The sequence below is a fragment of the Castellaniella denitrificans genome (assembly GCF_027214045.1).
In the GTDB taxonomy this organism is placed as follows: domain Bacteria; phylum Pseudomonadota; class Gammaproteobacteria; order Burkholderiales; family Burkholderiaceae_B; genus Castellaniella; species Castellaniella denitrificans_A.
The window spans coordinates 266,516-283,278 of the sequence record NZ_JAPWHE010000001.1 but is presented as its reverse complement, the minus strand read 5'-3'; the positions used below and the strand labels follow the sequence as shown (position 1 = coordinate 283,278).

Below are 16,763 nucleotides of genomic sequence, written 5' to 3'. Positions count from 1 at the left end.
TTTCGTTGGAATGGGTGTGGATGCCGAAGCCGAACTCGAAGACGAACGCCATGCGGTGCGCGCCAGCGCCGGGGACGCGCATGCCTATGCCTGGCTGGTGGCGCGCCACCAGGGCGCCGTCTACCGTTATCTCGCGCGGCTGACCCGCGCCCCGGAAACGGCCCGGGACCTGACCCAGGACACTTTTCTGCGCGCCTATCAGGCAATCCGGGCCTGGCGCCCCGAGGCCAGGTTCCGGACCTGGCTGTTTCGCATCGCGCACAATCTGGCGCTGGATCATCTGCGGCGGACCGGCCGGGCGCGGCTGGAGCCCCTGGAGGCGGGGCAGGACATTCCGGATCCCGCGCCCGGCCCGGATGGCCGGCTTGAAACCGTGCAACGCGCGCGCCGGCTGGAGCGGGCGCTGGGCGCCATCGCGCCGGCGCATCGCGAGATCCTGCTGCTGCGCGAGATCGAGGGCATGTCCTACGAGGACATCGCCCATGCCTTGAACCTGAACCCGGGTACGGTGCGCTCCCGGATCGCCCGTGCCCGGGCGGCCCTGCTGGCCGTCCTGAAAGACTGAGAAAGGAGACGCTCATGCCTTGCCCCCGAACCGTATTGCTCTCCGCCTGCCTGGATCCGGAATGGACCGGGCGCGGGCGCGCCCTGATCCAGGCGCATGTCGCGGTCTGCCCGGTCTGCGCGGCCGAGCTGGAAACCCTCAGGGCCATGACCGGCGCGTTGCGGACGCTGCCGGATCCCGCCGGGGCGCCGGACCTTTCCCATTTCCGGCATCCGGCGACCGCGGGGCGGCGTGTCATGGTCCGGCCATTCAGAGAGGCCATGCGGGCCTGGCTGGGCTGGTTGCCGGCCGGGGTGGCCGTCACGGCGTCGCTGGCGGCCGGCATCGGGCTGGCGAGCTGGTCTTGGCCCGCGGCGAATCCCGCGCCCCCTCAGGCGTCGCTGGCGCGGTTCGATGCGTTCGGCCCGGTGCCGCCGGGTGGCTTGTGCGCCGCCCGTTTGTGCGAAACCCTCAAGGAAAAAACATGAGCCCGAGATTCCGGAATATCCTGCTGGCCGTTTCCCTGGCCCTGAATGTCGGTTTCGTCGCCACTGCCGTCCAGCGGCATTGGCTGGCCGGTGGACAAGAGGCGCCCGCAGCGTCCCTGGCGCAGCGCCTCGGCCTGTCGGCCGGGCAGCGGGCCGTCTGGATGCGGCTCGAAGGTCCGTTCCTGGCGGATCTGGAGGGGAACTGGGCGGCCATTCGCGCACAGCGCCAGGCCTTGCTCGATGAATTGTTCGCCGCGCATCCGGATGCGGCGCGGCTGGATGGCATCCAGGCAAAGATCGCCGCTTTGCAGGATGAGCAGCAGAAGCGCGTGATCCGCCAGTTGCTGGCGGAGCGGGAGGTGCTCGACGCGCGCCAGCGGGATGTGCTCAAGGCGCTTCTGATGCGCGAGTTCGCCGTGCAGGAATCCCGCGCGGAACAACTGCATCGGCACGCGCCGGCGATCCGCTGAGTGCGCGCCGTTTGCGGCGGGCGCGGAACTTTTCCATGGTCGGATCGTTAGAGGAAGTGTCGGAATGACATAGCCCTTTTTTCGGAGCCGCATCATGAAAACCCATTCCCTTCGATTCCTGTTCGCCCTCGGTCTGGCCGTGCCCCTGGCGCTGGCCGCCGGTCCGCTGCAGGCTGCGGAAACGCACGGACACGGCCATGAGCCCCCTGTCGCGCTGACCCTGGATCATGGCCAGAAATGGACCACCGACGGTCCGTTGCGCCAGGCCATGGGCAATTTGCGCCAGGCCGTGGCGCAGGCCTTGCCCCAGGCCCATGCGGGCTCGATGACGCAAGCGGCCTACGATGCGCTTGGTCGGCAGGCCGGTCGGGAACTGACCTATATCGTTGAAAACTGCAAGCTCGAACCGAAGGCCGATGCCGCGCTGCATGTGATTCTTGCCGATGTGGTCGAGGGCGCGGACATCGTGGGCGGCCAGGGCGCCGGCCAGCCCCGCGCGGCCGGCGTCGTTCGGCTGGCCGAGGCGCTGAACCGCTACGGGGCCTATTTCGATCACCCGGGTTGGCAGGACATCCCGGTGCCGTCGGCGTCCTGATGGCGCGAAGGCGTGCCCCCGCCGCCGCGGCGGCGGGGGATGGCCCGACGGTTCAACGCGGCAGGACGGAGGCCCCCATCAGGTACTCGTCGACGGACCGCGCGCACTGTCTGCCCTCGCGGATCGCCCACACCACCAGCGATTGCCCGCGCCGCATGTCCCCCGCCGCGAACACCTTCGCCCGGGAACTGCAGTAATCGTCCGTGTTCGCCCGCGCGTTGCCGCGGCCGTCCACTTCCACGCCGAACGCGTCCAGCACCGAGCGCACCGGCGATACGAAGCCCATGGCCAGCAGCACCAGATCCGCCTGGATGTCGAACTGCGAGTCCTTCACCTCGCGCATCTTCATCTGGCCCGTGGCCTTGTCCTTCAGCCATTCCAGGCGCGTCGCGACCAGTTTTTCGACCTTGCCGCCCTTGCCCTCGAAGGCCTGCGTGCCCACCGCCCAATCGCGCTGGCAGCCTTCTTCGTGGGAAGACGAGGTCCGCAGCCGGATCGGCCAATAGGGCCAGGTCAGCAGCTTGTCCTCTTCTTCGGGCGGGCGGAACATCAGTTCGAACTGGGTTACCGACGCCGCGCCCTGGCGGTTGCTCGTCCCCACGCAGTCCGACCCCGTGTCGCCGCCGCCGATCACCACCACGTGCTTGCCTTTCGCGTTGATCGGCTTGGCGATGCGGTCGCCGTGGTTCACCTTGTTCTGCTGCCGCAGGAAATCCATGGCGAAATGCACCCCGCGCAACTCGCGGCCCGGCACTGGCAGGTCGCGCGGCTGCTCGGACCCGCCCGCCAGCACCACCGCGTCGTACTGCGCCAGCAGTTCATCGGGCGTCACCACGGTCAGTCCGTCTTCCGCGTGTTCGGCGTTGCCTACATAGGTCGAGGGGAAAAACTCCACCCCTTCGGCCTCCATTTGCGCCAGGCGCCGGTCGATATGCGATTTCTCCAGCTTGAAGTCCGGGATCCCGTAACGCAGCAGACCGCCGATCCGGTTGCTTTTCTCATAGACCGACACGCTGTGCCCGGCGCGCGCCAATTGCTGCGCGCAGGCCAGGCCGGCCGGCCCGGATCCGATCACCGCGACCCGCTTGCCCGTCTTGCGCGCGGGCGGTTGCGGCACGACCCAGCCTTCCTGCCAGCCGCGCTCGATGATCGTGTGCTCGATCGACTTGATGCCGACGGCCGTGTCGTTCAGGTTCAGCGTACAGGCCGCCTCGCAGGGGGCGGGGCAGATGCGGCCGGTGAACTCCGGAAAATTGTTGGTCGACAGCAGCACGTCCAGCGCGCGTTTCCAGTCCTGGCGGTAGACCAGATCGTTCCAGTCCGGAATGATGTTGTTGACCGGGCAGCCGTGCGTGCAGAACGGCACCCCGCAGTCCATGCACCGGGCGCCCTGGACGCGGGCCTGCTCGTCGGTCAGCGGCGAGACGAACTCCTTCCAGTGGCGCAGGCGGGATTCGGGCGCCTCGTAGGCCGGCTTGACCCGCGCGAATTCCATGAAACCAGTGATTTTTCCCATGATGCGATGTTCCTTCAGGCGGCCTGGGCCTGGGTCTGGGCCGCTTGCCACAGTTCACCCAGGGCGCGGTGATATTCGATCGGTGTGACCTTGACGAAGGCGTGGCGCGCCTGGCCCCAATCCTCCAGGATTTCCCGGGCGCGGAAGCTGCCGGTGAGGCGGAAATGGTTTTCCACCAGGCGGCGCACGATCGTCTCGTCGGTCTCGCGCGGGCTGTTGCGGTCCAGGCTGTGCCAGAACTGCGGCTCGCCGGCCTGGCGCTGGACCTCGTCGGTCTCCATCGGATCCAGGCGCACCATGCCGGTATTGCAACGTCGCGCGAAGACCTGCTCCGGATCCCAGACGTAGGCGATGCCGCCGGACATGCCGGCTGCGAAATTGCGGCCCGTCTCGCCCAGCACCACCACGGTGCCGCCCGTCATGTATTCGCAGCCGTGGTCGCCCGTGCCTTCCACCACGGCGGCGGCGCCCGAGTTGCGCACCGCGAAACGTTCGCCGGCCACGCCGTTGAAGTAGGCTTCGCCGCCGGTGGCGCCGTACAGCACCGTGTTGCCGGCGATGATGTGGTCCGGGCCGAAGCCGCGGAAATCGTTGGGCGAGCGCAGGATCAGGCGGCCGCCCGACAGGCCCTTGCCGACGTAGTCGTTGCCCTCGCCCACCAGGTCCAGGGTCAGGCCGTGGGCCAGGAAGGCGCCGAAGCTCTGTCCCGCCGCGCCGTTGCACTGGATGTGGATGGTGTCGTCGGGCAGGCCCTCGTGGCCGTAGCGCCGCGCCACCTCGCCCGACAGCATCGCGCCGATGGTGCGGTTGCGGTTGCGCACCGGGGTGATGAAGGACACCTTCTCGCCGCGCTCCAGCGCGGACTTGCTGCGCTCGATCAACTGGTGGTCCAGTGCGTGCGACAGGCCGTGATCCTGCGCGTCGGTGTGATGCACGGGATCCTCGGTGGGCACCAGGTGGAAAATGCGGCTGAAGTCCAGCCCGCGCGCTTTCCAGTGATCGATGCCCTTGCGCATGTCGAGCAGGTCGGCGCGGCCGATCAGCTCGTCGAAAGTGCGGATGCCCAACTGCGCCATGATCTCGCGGACTTCCTCGGCGACGAAGAAGAAATAATTGACGACGTATTCGGGTTTGCCGCTGAATTTCTTGCGCAGCTCCGGATCCTGGGTGGCGACCCCCGTGGGGCAGGTGTTCAGGTGACACTTGCGCATCATGATGCAGCCTTCGACGATCAGCGGCGCCGTGGCGAAGCCGACCTCGTCGGCCCCCAGCATGGCGGCGATGGCCACGTCGCGGCCGGTCTTCATCTGGCCGTCGGCCTGCACGCGGATGCGGCTGCGCAGGCGGTTCAGCACCAGGGTCTGCTGCGTCTCGGCCAGGCCCAGTTCCCAGGGGATGCCCGCGTGCTTGATCGAGGACACGGGCGAGGCGCCCGTGCCGCCGTCATGGCCGGCGATGACCACGTGGTCGGCCTTGGCCTTGGCCACGCCGGTGGCCACTGTGCCCACACCGACCTCGGCCACCAGTTTCACCGAGATCGAGGCGCGCTCGTTGACGTTCTTCAGGTCGTGGATCAGTTGCGCCAGATCCTCGATCGAATAGATATCGTGGTGCGGCGGCGGCGAGATCAGGCCCACGCCCGGCACCGAGTAGCGCAGTTGCGCAATGTAGTCCGTGACCTTGTGGCCCGGCAGTTGACCGCCTTCGCCGGGTTTGGCGCCCTGGGCCATCTTGATCTGGATCTGGTCGGCGCTGCACAGGTATTCGGCGGTGACGCCGAAGCGCCCCGAGGCCACCTGCTTGATGCGCGAGCGCAGCGAATCGCCGGCCGCCAGCGGCACGTCGGCGGCGATGCGATCCGCACCCAGCACGGAGGCCAGGCTGTCGCCCTTGCGCACGGTGGGTTTGCCCGCGCGCATTTCCGCGCGGTAACGCAGCGCGTCTTCGCCGCCCTCGCCGGTGTTGGATTTGCCGCCGATGCGGTTCATGGCCACCGCCAGGGTCGCGTGCGCCTCGGTGGAGATCGAGCCCAGCGACATGGCGCCGGTGGCGAAGCGTTTGACGATTTCCTTGGCGGGCTCGACTTCCGACAGGGGGATGGCGCGGGCCGGATCGACGCGGAACTCGAACAGTCCGCGCAGCGTCATGTGGCGCCGCGACTGGTCGTTGATGAGCTGGGCGTATTCCTTGAAGGTCGAGTAATTGTTGGCGCGCGTGGCGTGCTGCAGCTTGGCGATCGAATCCGGGGTCCACAGGTGTTGTTCGCCGCGGATGCGGAAGGCGTAGTCGCCGCCCTCGTCCAGCGCGTTGGCCAGCACCGGGTCGGCGCTGAAGGCCGCCTGATGGGTGCGCAGGGCTTCTTCGGCCACCTGGAAGATGTCGATGCCCGAGATGTTGCTGGGCGTGCCGGTGAAGTATTTCTTCACCAGACTGTCGTGCAGGCCCACCGCTTCGAAGATCTGCGCGCCGGTGTAGGACATGTAGGTCGAGATGCCCATCTTGGACATGACCTTCTTCAGCCCCTTGCCGATCGCCTTGATGTAGTTCTCGGTGGCCTTGGCGGCATCGGTGAGCGCCGCCGGGGCGCCCGGCTCGGCGTGGGGGCCCACCCCGGCGGCCAGGGTTTCCAGCGCCAGCCAGGGATGTACGGCCTCGGCGCCGTAGCCGCCCAGCAGCGCGAAATGGTGGGTCTCGCGCGCCGAGCCGGTTTCCACGATCAGGCCGGTGCGGGTGCGCAGGCCCGCGCGGATCAGATGCTGGTGGATGGCCGAGGTCGCCAGCAGCGCGGGGATCGCGACGCGCTCCGCGTCCACGCGGCGGTCGCTGATCAGCAGGATGTTGTCGCCGCTCAGCACCGCGTCGGCCGCGGTCGCGCACAGCGACGCCAGGCAGGCCTCGATGCCTTCGCGTCCCCAGGACACCGGGTAGGTGATGTCCAGTTCGCAGCAGCGGAACTTGTCGTTGGTCTGGCGGCTGATGTGGCGCAGTTGCGCCATGGCCGCCCGGTCCAGCACCGGCTGGCTGATTTCCAGGCGCAGCGGCGGGTTGACGTTGTTGATGTCCAGCAGGTTGGGCTTGGGCCCGATGAAGGACACCAGCGACATGACCATCTGTTCGCGGATCGGATCGATCGGCGGGTTGGTCACCTGGGCGAACATCTGGCGGAAATAGTTGTAGAAGGGCTTGGGGCGGTCCGACAGCACGGTCAGCGGCGCGTCGTTGCCCATCGAGCCGATGGCCTCCTCGCCGTTTTTCGCCATGGGCTCCAGGATGAACTTGAAGTCCTCCTGGGTCCAGCCGAACGCCTGCTGGCGGTCCAGCAGACTGGCGGACGGCTCGGGCAGGTCGTCCGCCTTCAGGGCGGGCAGATCGTCCAGCTTCAGGCGCAGGCGCTCGATCCATTGCGGATAGGGATGCGCGTTGGCCAGCTGGGACTTGATTTCCTCGTCCTCGATGATGCGGCCCTGCTGCAGGTCGATCAGCAGCATGCGGCCGGGCTGCAGGCGCCATTTCTTGACGATGCGGTGTTCCGGGATCGGCAGCGTGCCGGCTTCGGAAGCCAGCATCACCATGTTGTCGTCGGTGATCAGGTAGCGTGCCGGACGCAGGCCGTTGCGATCCAGCGTGGCGCCGATCTGGCGGCCATCGGTGAAAGCCACGGCGGCCGGACCGTCCCAGGGCTCCATCAGGGCGGCGTGGTATTCATAGAAAGCGCGCCGCGACTCGTCCATGTCGGCATGTTGCTCCCAGGCCTCGGGGATCATGATCATCATGGCGTGGGCCAGGGAATAGCCCGACATGACCAGCAGTTCCAGGCAGTTGTCGAAGGTGGCGGTGTCGGACTGCCCTTCGTAGACGATGGGGTAGAGCTTGGCCAGGTCTTTGCCCAGCACGGCCGAGCTCATCGCGCCCTCGCGGGCGCGCAGCCAGTTGAAATTGCCCTTGACGGTGTTGATCTCGCCGTTGTGGGCGATCATGCGGTAGGGGTGCGCCAGCGGCCAGGCGGGGAAGGTGTTGGTGGAAAAGCGCTGGTGCACCAGCGCCAGGGCCGAGACGGCGCGGGTGTCGGCCAGGTCGCGATAGTAGAGTCCCACCTGATTGGCCAGCAGCAGGCCCTTGTAGACCACGGTGCGCACCGAGATCGAGGGCACGAAGTATTCCTGGCCGTGCGCGAGCTGCATGCGCTGGATGGCGTGGCTGGCGGTCTTGCGGATGACGTAGAGCTTGCGCTCCAGCGCGTCGGGCACCATGATGTCGTGTCCGCGGCCGATGAAGAGCTGGCGGATGACGGGTTCGCAGGCGCGCACGGCGGGCGACATTTTCATGTCGCGGTCGATGGGCACGTCGCGCCAGCCGAGCACGACCTGGCCTTCGTCGCGCACGGCGCGCTCCAGTTCGCGCTCACAGGCCAGGCGCGACGCGGTTTCCTTGGGCAGGAACACCATGGCCACGCCGTAGTCGTCCGGCTGCGGCAGGATGACGCCTTGAGCGGCCATTTCCTCGCGGTAGAGCTGATCGGGAATCTGGATGAGGATCCCCGCGCCGTCGCCCATCAGTTCATCGGCGCCGACGGCGCCCCGGTGATCCAGGTTTTCCAGGATCTTCAGGGCCTGCTGGATGACGGAATGGCTCTTGTGACCCTTGATGTGGGCGACGAAGCCGACGCCGCAGGCATCGTGTTCTTGTTCGGGGCGGTAGAGACCCTGGGCGGCCGGCAGGCCGGGAGGACAGGAGACAGGCTGGGTCATGATGGGACTCGCGAGGCGGGATACGGATGCCGTTTCGAACGGCAGAAGATGGAAATTACAGCCCCAAGTCCTTGCTGACAATAGGATTTTTGTTGATGTGTCCCCAATTATGAGTCTTTACTCATGCGGTTTATTTATATGGGGACGCATCGATACGGATGAAAACAATACATTGTTGCAGACGGTTTGTTTTCAGGATCCAGTGCGGGCCCAGGCGTAAGGGCGATGGGTTTTTGTCGCCGCCGCGCCCAGGTCATTGATCCAGCGTTGCGCCGCCGTCCACGCGCAGGTCGTGCAGGGTGATGTGACTGGCCTGGTCGGAAAGCAGGAACAGAACGGCCCGGGCGATTTCGTCGGGTGTGGCGATCTTGGCCAGCGGAATGCCCAGACGCCAGCGGGCGGGATCTCCTGCGATGACGGCCTCGCGCGAACTGCCGAGCGCCCACATGGCCCGCTGCATGGCGGTGTCGGTGGAGCCGGGCGAGACGATGTTCACGCGGATGCCGTGCGGTGCCAGTTCCAGTCCCAGGCAGCGGGTGAACTGGGTGGCGGCGGCTTTCGATGCGGCATAGGCGGCCATGCCGGCGCGTGGTGTGGTGGCGGCGTTGGAACTGACGACGGCGATGGCCCCGGCGCGGCGTTCGCGCAGGCGGCGGGCGACGGAACGGCAGATGTGAAAGACGCCGGAGGCGTTGATGTCAAAGCAGCGCGCCCATTGGGCGTCCTCCAGGTCGACGACGTCGCCCATTTCGAGAACACCGGCGACACTGGCCAGGCCGTGGAGCGGCCCCAGGGCGGCCTCGGCCCGGGCGACGACCTGTTCGACCCGGGCGGCGTCGCGCACGTCGAGGGGCGCGGTCCACAGGCGTGTGGACAGATCGGCGACGTGGGCGGCGGCGTCCGCCGCGAGCGCCCGCAGGCTCTGCAGGGCGGCTTCGTCGAGATCGACGGCGGATACGCGGGCGCCCCGGTCGAGCAGTTGGCGGACGACGGCGGCACCGATGCCGCTGGCGGCTCCGGTGACGAGGACATGACGGTCCGGGAAGTCGTCCGGGTGGTGCGCGGCGGGGCCGGCGCCGTGGGGGGCGGGCAGGGTGTTCATGCGCGGGTCTCCCGGGTGGCGGGGGCGGTGGCGTCCTGCGCCAGGGCCTCGAAGATTTCATCCAGGGTCAGGCTCACGCCGCAGCGGCGCGCGACATGGGTGATGGCCATCCGATGGTCTTCCAGGCTGAAGTCGGCGCAGGCGTCGATGGTCAGGAAAGGCTGGATGTCCTGCATGAAGGCTTCCAGCGCGGTCGCCAGGCAGCCGATGTGGGCGTAGACGCCGGTGATGATCAGTTGATCGCGGCCCTGCGCGCGCAGCCGCTCCCGCAGGTCGGATCGCTGGAAGGCGCTGTAGCGCCATTTGGTCAGCACGGTGTCCTCGGGACGCGGGCTCAGGGCCGCGACGATGCGCGCGCCGTCCCGGTGTTCCGGCGCGGTCAGGCCCGGGCCCCAGAAGTCGTTGAGCAGCGCCCGGTCGGCCTCGGGCTGCACGGGCGGCTGGGCGGTGTAGAACACGGGAATGCCCAGGTCGCGGCAGCGGTCGCGCAGGTGGGCGATGGCGCTGATCAGGTCGGGGATCGGTGCCCGCTTCACATCGAACTTGCCCACGAAATAGTCCTGCATGTCGTGGATCAGCAGGGCGGCGCGGTGCGCCTCGGGCCGCCAGCCCACGCGGTTGCGAACGGGATCGCGTGGCATGGTGTAGGACGGCAGGAAGGGAATGCTCATGATGCGGGGCTCCGGAATGGGGGACAACGCGGCGGACGGCTCGAGGCCGCGGATGCATGCGACGGCGGCGTACTCAGTGCAACCCCAGCGCATCCAGGATGGTGCGCAGCTTGTTGCCGGTTTCCTGGTACTCAAGCTCGGGGACCGAGCCGGGTACGATGCCCGCGCCGGCCGACAAGGTCAGCCGGCGGCCACTGGCATGGGCGCAACGGATGGCGACCGCCCAGGCGCCGTCGCCGGCGGCGTCGCACCAGCCCGCGGTGCCGGCGAAATAACCGCGTTCGAAGGGTTCGAGCGCCGCGATGGCGCGCCGGGCGTCCGCCGTGGGCAAGCCGCAGACGGCGGGGGTGGGGTGCAGGGCGATGGCCAGGTCCAGGGCGCTGATGGCGGCGTCGGCCAGTTCGCCTTCGATCAGGGTACCCAGGTGCCAGAGCCGGGCGGTCGAAGTCAGGCCGGGGCGGCTCGGGATGTCCAGCGTGCGGCACAGCGGCCGCAGCGCGGCCTCGATGGCTTCGACTACGACGGCGTGTTCCAGCAGATCCTTGGGCGAGTCCAGCAACGCCCGCGCGATGCGGGCGTCCTCGGTGGCGTCGGCGTGTCGCGCGGCCGTGCCGGCCAGGGGATGCACCCGTACGCGGCGGCCCTCCCGTCGCACCAGCAGTTCCGGGCTGGCGCCCAGGAAATAATCCGGGCCGTCTTCCGATACGGGCAGCGCGTAGGTGTGGCCGTGCGGGCTGGCCCGCCACAGCCGCGCCAGGACCTCGGGCAGGTCCAGCGGGTGCTCCAGTTCCAGTTCCAGGGTGCGGGACAGCACCAGCTTGCGCAGACCGTCGGCCCGGGCGATTCGTTCGAGCGCCGCGCTCACGCCGCGCTCGTAGCCGGCCTGGTCGGGGTGTTCCCGGCGCTGGCGGATGGCGCCGCCGCGCGCGGGCGGCAGGACGCGCGGCGCGTCGATGCGCCGCAGCGACCGGGGTACGCGCAGCAGGGCCGGCGCCGGGCCGGCGGGATCGTAGGGCAGCAGGCCCAGCAGCAGGGGGCGGGCGGCGCTCGCGTCGGCTGCGGCCGGCTCCGATGTGTCCGCTTCGGCGCGCAGTTCGTCCGCCTGCGCGAGCAGGCGGGCGGCGCAGGCCCCCACGTCCTCGCGGGGGGCGGCCCGCAGCAGGCAGCCCCTGCCATGGAACCCCAGGCCCTGCGCGGTGAACAGGCTGTCACCCGGCTGGAAACCGGCCAGGTCGCCGGCGCGCGGGTCCGGGTGCGTGCGGGCAAGCATGTCCATGATCAGCGGCGGGCCTCGATGCGCACCAGGCGGTCGCCACGCGGGTCGTCCTTGCTCTTCTTCACCATCACCCAGGCGTTGCCCCTTGGGTCCAGTGCGATGTGGTTCGGGGCGGATCCGGTGTCGACCTGGGCCTGGATCGTGCCGTGTTCGTCCACGACGGTGACGGTGCCCGCGCCTCGGTTGGCGACGTAGGCAAGGCGGTGGACCGGATCGAAGGCGACGTTCAGTGCGCCGGCCCCGGTCGCCAGGTGCCGCAGGACCTGGCCGTTCCGGGCGTCCAGCACCGTCAGATCGCCCGATTTCTGGGCCGCGACGTAGATCTGTTGCGTCTGGCTGTCGACGGCGATGCCGGAGGCGCCCTGGACACCAGGCACCGTGTGGCGCGCGACCTGGCGGCCGGTGGCCGTGTCGATCGCGAAGACTTCGGCCGTGTTCAGGCTGACGGTGTACAGACGCTGGTGGTCGGCGTCCAGCGCCAGGCTCATGGGCTTGGGCGCCTCGCCCGCGCCGGTCAGCGTGATGCCGGGCAGCGGCTGCAGCGTGGCACTGTCGAACACGTGGATGACGTTGGAGGCGGGCGAGGAGACATAGGCGCGGTGATGCGAGGCGTCGACCAGGACGTCGCGCGCGTGCGGCGTCACATTGTCGGGGAACTGCCTGACCAGGGACAGGTCGGCTTCCCGGTAGACGGCGACCGAGCCGCTGCGGGTGTTCGTGGTCCAGATCTGACTGCGCGCGTCGTCCACCGTCAAGCCGTAGACGGCCTGCACCTGGCCGTCCGCGCGGCTGGCCTGAGGGGCCGGAACGACGGAGGCGACGACGCGCAGGCTGGCCGGATCGATGGCGAGCAGGCGCGATGCCTTCACCGGCGGACGGCCGATGGCCGAGGTCGCATAGAGGCGCAGCGCTCGCTCGCTGTAGGCGCCCTGGTAGACGCCCGCGGGCAGGTCGACGGATTGCGCCGCGACGGACCAGACCGGCGCGGCGGCCACCGGAGACACGGATCGACGCGCGTCCGGACTTGTGGCCGCGCAGCCGGCGGCCAGGGCCAGGGCGGCGCCGGCCAGCAGCATGCGGGCGCCGCGCCGCAGCGCCGGTTGGGAGATGATGGGTGTGTTCATGCGGGTTCCTCGTATGACCGATAGGGTTGAAAGGGGGATTGGGCGGCTGCGCATGCCGCGCGGTCGGCCGCCCGCAAGCGGGCGTCCAGCACGGGGGCGATCCGGGCCGTCGCGGCGGCGCCCGGCAGGCCGGCGTGGGTGCTGTGCACGGTGTGACAGGCCAGCGTGCCGATGTGCGGTTGCCACAGGCTCGGGTCCAGTCCGGAATCGGCGTGCTCCAGGGCGGCCTGGAAATGCAGTGCCGGGCCGTCGTAGCGCGCATGCCGGTGGCCGCGCACCAGGCGGTTGGTGTGGCTGACGGTCTCGAAGACCGCGTCCAGCCGCGCGTCGGACAGTTCGCCCAGCGGGTGGCCCTGGGCGCGCAGGAATTCGATGACGCCGCCGCGGCTCAGGCGTTCCGGCGGCAGGGCGTCCGGGTCGGCGCCGGCGATGTGCAGCAGCGCTTTGTACAGATCTTCGGCGGCGGGTTCCGGGCGGTTGCGCCAGGCTTCGCAGGGATAGGCGTCCAGCAGGGCGACGACGCCCACGGCGCGGCCGCGCACCTGGAGTTCGGCGGCCACGGCCTGCGCCAGGATGCCGCCTACGGACCAACCCGCCAGATGGTAGGGGCCTTCGGCCTGGAGCGAAAGCACCCGATCGGCGTAGGCGCGTGCCAGGGCGTCCAGGCTGGTGGCGGGTGGCTGCCCGTCCAGGGCCAGGGCGGACGCCTGCAGGCCATGGACCGTGCGGGGCGTGGGCAGGGCGCGTGCCAGGGCGCCATAGCACCAGGAAAGGCCGCCGGCCGGGTGGATGCAAAACAGCGCCGGCCGGCCGGCGGCCTCGCGCAGGGTGACGACGGGGCCGAAACCGGCCTGTGCGGCGCCGGCCGTGCGCGCGCCCTCGTCTTCCAGGTGGGCGGCCAGGCGCGCCACGGTGGGGTATTGGAAGACCGTGCCCAGCGACACATCGCGTTTGTCGCGCAGCGCCAGGGCCAGGCGCGCCGCCAGCAGCGAATGCCCGCCCAGGGAGAAGAAATCGTCGTCCGCGCCCGGCAGGTCCGGCAGCCCCAGCACGGCGCGGAAGGCTTCGGCCACCCGGCGCTCGACGGCGCCGCGGGGGGGGCGGGACGCGTCCTGGCCGTGCAGGTCGGGGGCGGGCAGCGCCTTGCGGTCGAGCTTGCCGTTGACCGTGACGGGCAGTGTTGCCAACGATACCCAGGCGGTGGGCACCATGTAGTCCGGTAGCCGGTCGGCTGCATGGGCCGCCAGGGCGTCATGATCGAAGCGTCGGCCAGGCCCGGGCACCACGTAGGCCGCCAGCAGCGTCTGGCCGGGCCGGTCCTCGCGGGCCAGGACGGCCGCCTGGGCGACGTCCGGGTGGGCGGCCAGCACGGCTTCGATCTCGCCCAGTTCGATGCGCTGGCCGCGCAGCTTGACCTGATGGTCCAGCCGGCCCAGATAAACCACGGCGCCGTCCTCGCGGCGCGTGGCCAGGTCGCCGGTGGCGTACAGGCGGTCGTCCGGCAGGTCCGCCGGGGCCTGGACAAAGCGCTCGGCCGTCAGATCGGGCCGGCCCAGGTAGCCGCTCGCCAGTTGGCGACCGCCCAGGTACAGCTGGCCGGGCGTGCCGGGCGGGACGGGACGCAGCCGTTCATCCAGCACGTGCAGCCGGGTGTTCCAGACCGGCCGGCCGATGGGGACGGGCCGGCTGTGGTCATCCGCGCCGGCCGGCCAGTACGACACGTCCACGGCGGCCTCGGTCGGGCCGTACAGATTGTGCAGTTCCGCCCGGATCGTGCGGTGGAAGCGGTCGCGCAGGGCGGCGGGCAGGGCCTCGCCGCTGCAGAACACCAGTCGGGCCTCCAGGCCGCTCGCGGCGGGCTCGTCCAGCACGGCGGCCAGCATGGACGGCACGAAATGCAGCACGGTGATGCGACGTTCGCGCACCAGGCGGCACAGCCAGGCCGGGTCGCGGTGCGCGTCGGGCGGGGCGACCACCAGGCGGGCGCCGCTCAGGAAGGGCAGGAACAATTCCCAGACGGACACATCGAAGGTCGCCGGGGTTTTCTGCAGGATGCGGTCCGCCGGCCCGATGGCATAGTGCGCACGCATCCATTCCAGCCGGTTGACGATGGCCGCGTGGGGCACGATCACGCCCTTGGGCGCGCCGGTGGAGCCCGAGGTGTAGATCACGTAGGCGGGATCCTCGGGACTGGCGTCGGCGTGGGGCGTGTCATCCGCTTCGTCCGTCGCCGCCGGGCCGCCCAGCATGTCCGCCGCCAGCGCCCGTCCGCCCAGGCCTTCGCACAGATCGGCGGGGCCGATCAGGACGCGGGCGCGGGCATCGTCCAGGATGCCGCGCAGGCGCGCGGCCGGCTGGCGCGGATCCAGCGGCAGGTAGGCTGCGCCGCTGCGCAGGATCGCCAGCAGGCACAGCACGCGCCGCGCCGAGCGCGGCAGGGCCACGGCCACCAGGGCGCCGGGGCCCGCGCCCAGCGCGCGCAGGCGCCTGGCCGCTCGCGCCGTCCAGGCGTCGATGTCGGCATAGGTCCAGGCGCCGGCGTCGTCCTCCAGGCCGATATGGCCGGGCTCGGTGCGCAGCCGGTCGTGGATGCGCGCCCAGAGCGTACCGGCGGGTACGGGGTGTTCGGTGCGGTTGGGCGCCAGCGCCCAGCGTTCGTACTCGTCCGCCGTCAGGGTGGGGACGTCGGCCAGGCGGGGCGCGGCCAGGGCGGCCATCAGAAAGGCTTCCAGGCGCCGCAGGTGGGCCTGGGCCTGCGCCTCGGTGTACTGGGCGGGATTGGCCTCGATTTCGAGGCGCAGGCCGCCGCCGTCGGGCGCCGCCCGGAAACCGAGGGTCAGGTCCTCGACCGGTCCGGTGCACAGCACGGTCTGCGAGGCGTCCAGGCCGGCGGCCTCGTAGGGCGCGTCGAAGGGCAGGACGTTCAGGATCGGTCCGTGCAGCCGCGGCAGACCGCCCGGCAGCGCCAGGTCGCGGCGCAGGTGCTCGGCACGGTAGCGGCTGTGGCGTCTCAGGTCGCGCAGCGACCGGGCGGCGTTCCGCAGCGCGTCGGCCAGCGGGGCGTCCTCGTCCGGGGACCAGGCCCAGGGCAGCACGTTCATGATGGTCGCCACGGCCCGGGCGCTCCTGCTGCCCAGGCGGCCCATGACGGGCACGCCCGTCACGCATGCGGACGGTCCCAGGTGGCGCGCCACGTAGGCGGCGCCCAGGGCGGTGAGCATATCGGGCCAGCCGACCTCGGTGGCGGCTTCCAGGGCCCGCAGCGACTCGACCAGTGCGGCGGGCGCGTCGCGCTCCATGCGCAGGCAGTCGTGGGCGCTCAGGGCCGATCCGGCGGCCAGGCTGGCGGCGGGCACGTGGCCCGCGCATTGGGCCAGCCAGCGCTCGCGGGCCTGCGCGCGCTTCGGATCGGCGCGCCAGGCGCGATCTTCTTCCCAGACGGGCGCCAGCGGCGCCAGCGGCGGCTCCCGGTCGGCGGTGCCCTCTTTCAGCGCCCGGTACAGGCCGATGGCGCGGCTTTCGATCAAGGCCATGCCGTAGCCGTCGGCGGCCAGATGGTGCACGCGCTGGTACCAGAGCGCCAGGGCCGGGCCGCACAGGAACAGGACCTGGCGCGACAGGGGATCGCGCACGGGATCGACCGGGCGCCGCAGGTCTGCCCGGATCCAGTCGTTCGCCTGTCCGTGCGCTCGCGTTTCCGGCAGGTGGCGCAGGTCGCGGATGTCCAGGCGCGGCGCGCGCGCGGGATCGAGGCGCTGCGCCGGGCCGTCGGGGCGGTCCTCGAAGCGCAGGGACAGGGACTCGGCCTCGGACAGCGCCTGGTTCACGGCCCGCTCGAAGCGCGGCACATCCAGAGGCCCGCGCAGCGTGGTGCGGTGCGCCGGATTGAAGATCGGATTGGCCGGGTCCAGGCGCTGGGCATACCACAGGCCCTCCTGGGCCTCGGTCAGCGGCGCCCAGGCCGGATCAGCGAATCCGTTCACGCGGCGCCCGCCTGGCCACGCGTCGCGACCGCCCACCAGTGCGCCAGCGTGGCATCGGCGGCGAGATCGGAGAATTCCAGCCGCGCGCCGGCTTCGCGCCATTGCGCGGCGAGCTTCATCAGGCGCATGGAATCCAGGCCCAGGTCCATCAGGTTGTCGTCGTCCAGGATGTCTTCGGGCGATTCGTGCAGCATGCGCGCGATGTCGGCGCGCATGGATTCGAGGCTGAGGGTGCTCATGTCGGTG

The 16,763-nt window shown here is 70.2% G+C and carries 12 protein-coding genes; 4 read left to right on the top strand and 8 right to left on the bottom strand.

What is annotated here, in order from left to right:
• Positions 1-10: 10 nt before the first annotated feature.
• The 4 genes from O4H32_RS01385 to O4H32_RS01370 all read left to right on the top strand — a co-directional run bounded on the left by O4H32_RS01385 (position 11) and on the right by O4H32_RS01370 (position 2,097).
• Positions 11-565 (top strand): RNA polymerase sigma factor, encoded by a 555-nt coding sequence (locus O4H32_RS01385; RefSeq protein WP_407932590.1) that lies wholly within the window; start codon positions 11-13, stop codon positions 563-565.
• 14 nt (positions 566-579) lie between these two features.
• A complete protein-coding gene (locus tag O4H32_RS01380) occupies positions 580-1,032 on the top strand; it encodes an anti-sigma factor family protein (RefSeq protein WP_269355995.1) in 453 nt (150 codons plus the stop codon).
• Complete coding sequence (locus tag O4H32_RS01375) at positions 1,029-1,502, top strand: Spy/CpxP family protein refolding chaperone (RefSeq protein ID WP_269355993.1); 474 nt, start codon at positions 1,029-1,031, stop codon at positions 1,500-1,502. The genes O4H32_RS01380 and O4H32_RS01375 overlap by 4 nt, the downstream gene beginning before the upstream one ends.
• Before the next feature lie 94 nt (positions 1,503-1,596).
• On the top strand, positions 1,597-2,097 hold the full coding sequence (locus O4H32_RS01370; protein WP_269355991.1) for a hypothetical protein: 501 nt from the start codon (positions 1,597-1,599) through the stop codon (positions 2,095-2,097).
• Positions 2,098-2,149: 52 nt separating this feature from the next.
• Here O4H32_RS01370 and O4H32_RS01365 read toward each other — a convergent pair whose 3' ends face one another.
• From O4H32_RS01365 to O4H32_RS01330, 8 genes are all read right to left on the bottom strand, one after another.
• On the bottom strand, positions 2,150-3,613 hold the full coding sequence (locus tag O4H32_RS01365) for a glutamate synthase subunit beta (RefSeq protein WP_269355989.1): 1,464 nt from the start codon (positions 3,611-3,613) through the stop codon (positions 2,150-2,152).
• Positions 3,614-3,627: 14 nt separating this feature from the next.
• A complete protein-coding gene (locus O4H32_RS01360; protein ID WP_269355987.1) occupies positions 3,628-8,361 on the bottom strand; it encodes a glutamate synthase-related protein in 4,734 nt (1,577 codons plus the stop codon).
• Positions 8,362-8,614: 253 nt separating this feature from the next.
• Complete coding sequence (locus tag O4H32_RS01355) at positions 8,615-9,463, bottom strand: 2,3-dihydro-2,3-dihydroxybenzoate dehydrogenase (protein WP_269355986.1); 849 nt, start codon at positions 9,461-9,463, stop codon at positions 8,615-8,617.
• On the bottom strand, positions 9,460-10,134 hold the full coding sequence (locus O4H32_RS01350) for an isochorismatase family protein (RefSeq protein WP_269355984.1): 675 nt from the start codon (positions 10,132-10,134) through the stop codon (positions 9,460-9,462). The genes O4H32_RS01355 and O4H32_RS01350 overlap by 4 nt, the downstream gene beginning before the upstream one ends.
• 73 nt (positions 10,135-10,207) lie before the next feature.
• The gene (locus O4H32_RS01345; RefSeq protein ID WP_269355982.1) at positions 10,208-11,410 is read right to left on the bottom strand and encodes an isochorismate synthase; all 1,203 of its coding nucleotides are present in this window, start codon (positions 11,408-11,410) and stop codon (positions 10,208-10,210) included.
• A gap of 2 nt (positions 11,411-11,412) precedes the next feature.
• Positions 11,413-12,534, bottom strand: coding sequence for a YncE family protein (locus O4H32_RS01340; RefSeq protein WP_269355980.1), 1,122 nt, complete (start codon positions 12,532-12,534; stop codon positions 11,413-11,415).
• On the bottom strand, positions 12,531-16,517 hold the full coding sequence (locus tag O4H32_RS01335; RefSeq protein WP_269355978.1) for an amino acid adenylation domain-containing protein: 3,987 nt from the start codon (positions 16,515-16,517) through the stop codon (positions 12,531-12,533). The genes O4H32_RS01340 and O4H32_RS01335 overlap by 4 nt, the downstream gene beginning before the upstream one ends.
• Positions 16,514-16,756, bottom strand: a complete 243-nt coding sequence (locus tag O4H32_RS01330) for a phosphopantetheine-binding protein (protein WP_269355976.1) — start codon at positions 16,754-16,756, stop codon at positions 16,514-16,516. The genes O4H32_RS01335 and O4H32_RS01330 overlap by 4 nt, the downstream gene beginning before the upstream one ends.
• Positions 16,757-16,763 lie beyond the last annotated feature (7 nt).

Excerpts from the sequence above, each read along its gene's own strand:
- O4H32_RS01360 (WP_269355987.1), bottom strand. The coding sequence starts at position 8,361 with ATGACCCAGCCTGTCTCCTGTCCTCCCGGCCTGCCGGCCGCCCAGGGT.
- O4H32_RS01370 (WP_269355991.1), top strand. The coding sequence starts at position 1,597 with ATGAAAACCCATTCCCTTCGATTCCTGTTCGCCCTCGGTCTGGCCGTG.
- O4H32_RS01340 (WP_269355980.1), bottom strand. The coding sequence starts at position 12,534 with ATGAACACACCCATCATCTCCCAACCGGCGCTGCGGCGCGGCGCCCGC.
- O4H32_RS01355 (WP_269355986.1), bottom strand. The coding sequence starts at position 9,463 with ATGAACACCCTGCCCGCCCCCCACGGCGCCGGCCCCGCCGCGCACCAC.
- O4H32_RS01345 (WP_269355982.1), bottom strand. The coding sequence starts at position 11,410 with ATGGACATGCTTGCCCGCACGCACCCGGACCCGCGCGCCGGCGACCTG.
- O4H32_RS01375 (WP_269355993.1), top strand. The coding sequence starts at position 1,029 with ATGAGCCCGAGATTCCGGAATATCCTGCTGGCCGTTTCCCTGGCCCTG.
- O4H32_RS01350 (WP_269355984.1), bottom strand. The coding sequence starts at position 10,134 with ATGAGCATTCCCTTCCTGCCGTCCTACACCATGCCACGCGATCCCGTT.
- O4H32_RS01385 (WP_407932590.1), top strand. The coding sequence starts at position 11 with ATGGGTGTGGATGCCGAAGCCGAACTCGAAGACGAACGCCATGCGGTG.
- O4H32_RS01330 (WP_269355976.1), bottom strand. The coding sequence starts at position 16,756 with ATGAGCACCCTCAGCCTCGAATCCATGCGCGCCGACATCGCGCGCATG.
- O4H32_RS01380 (WP_269355995.1), top strand. The coding sequence starts at position 580 with ATGCCTTGCCCCCGAACCGTATTGCTCTCCGCCTGCCTGGATCCGGAA.
- O4H32_RS01365 (WP_269355989.1), bottom strand. The coding sequence starts at position 3,613 with ATGGGAAAAATCACTGGTTTCATGGAATTCGCGCGGGTCAAGCCGGCC.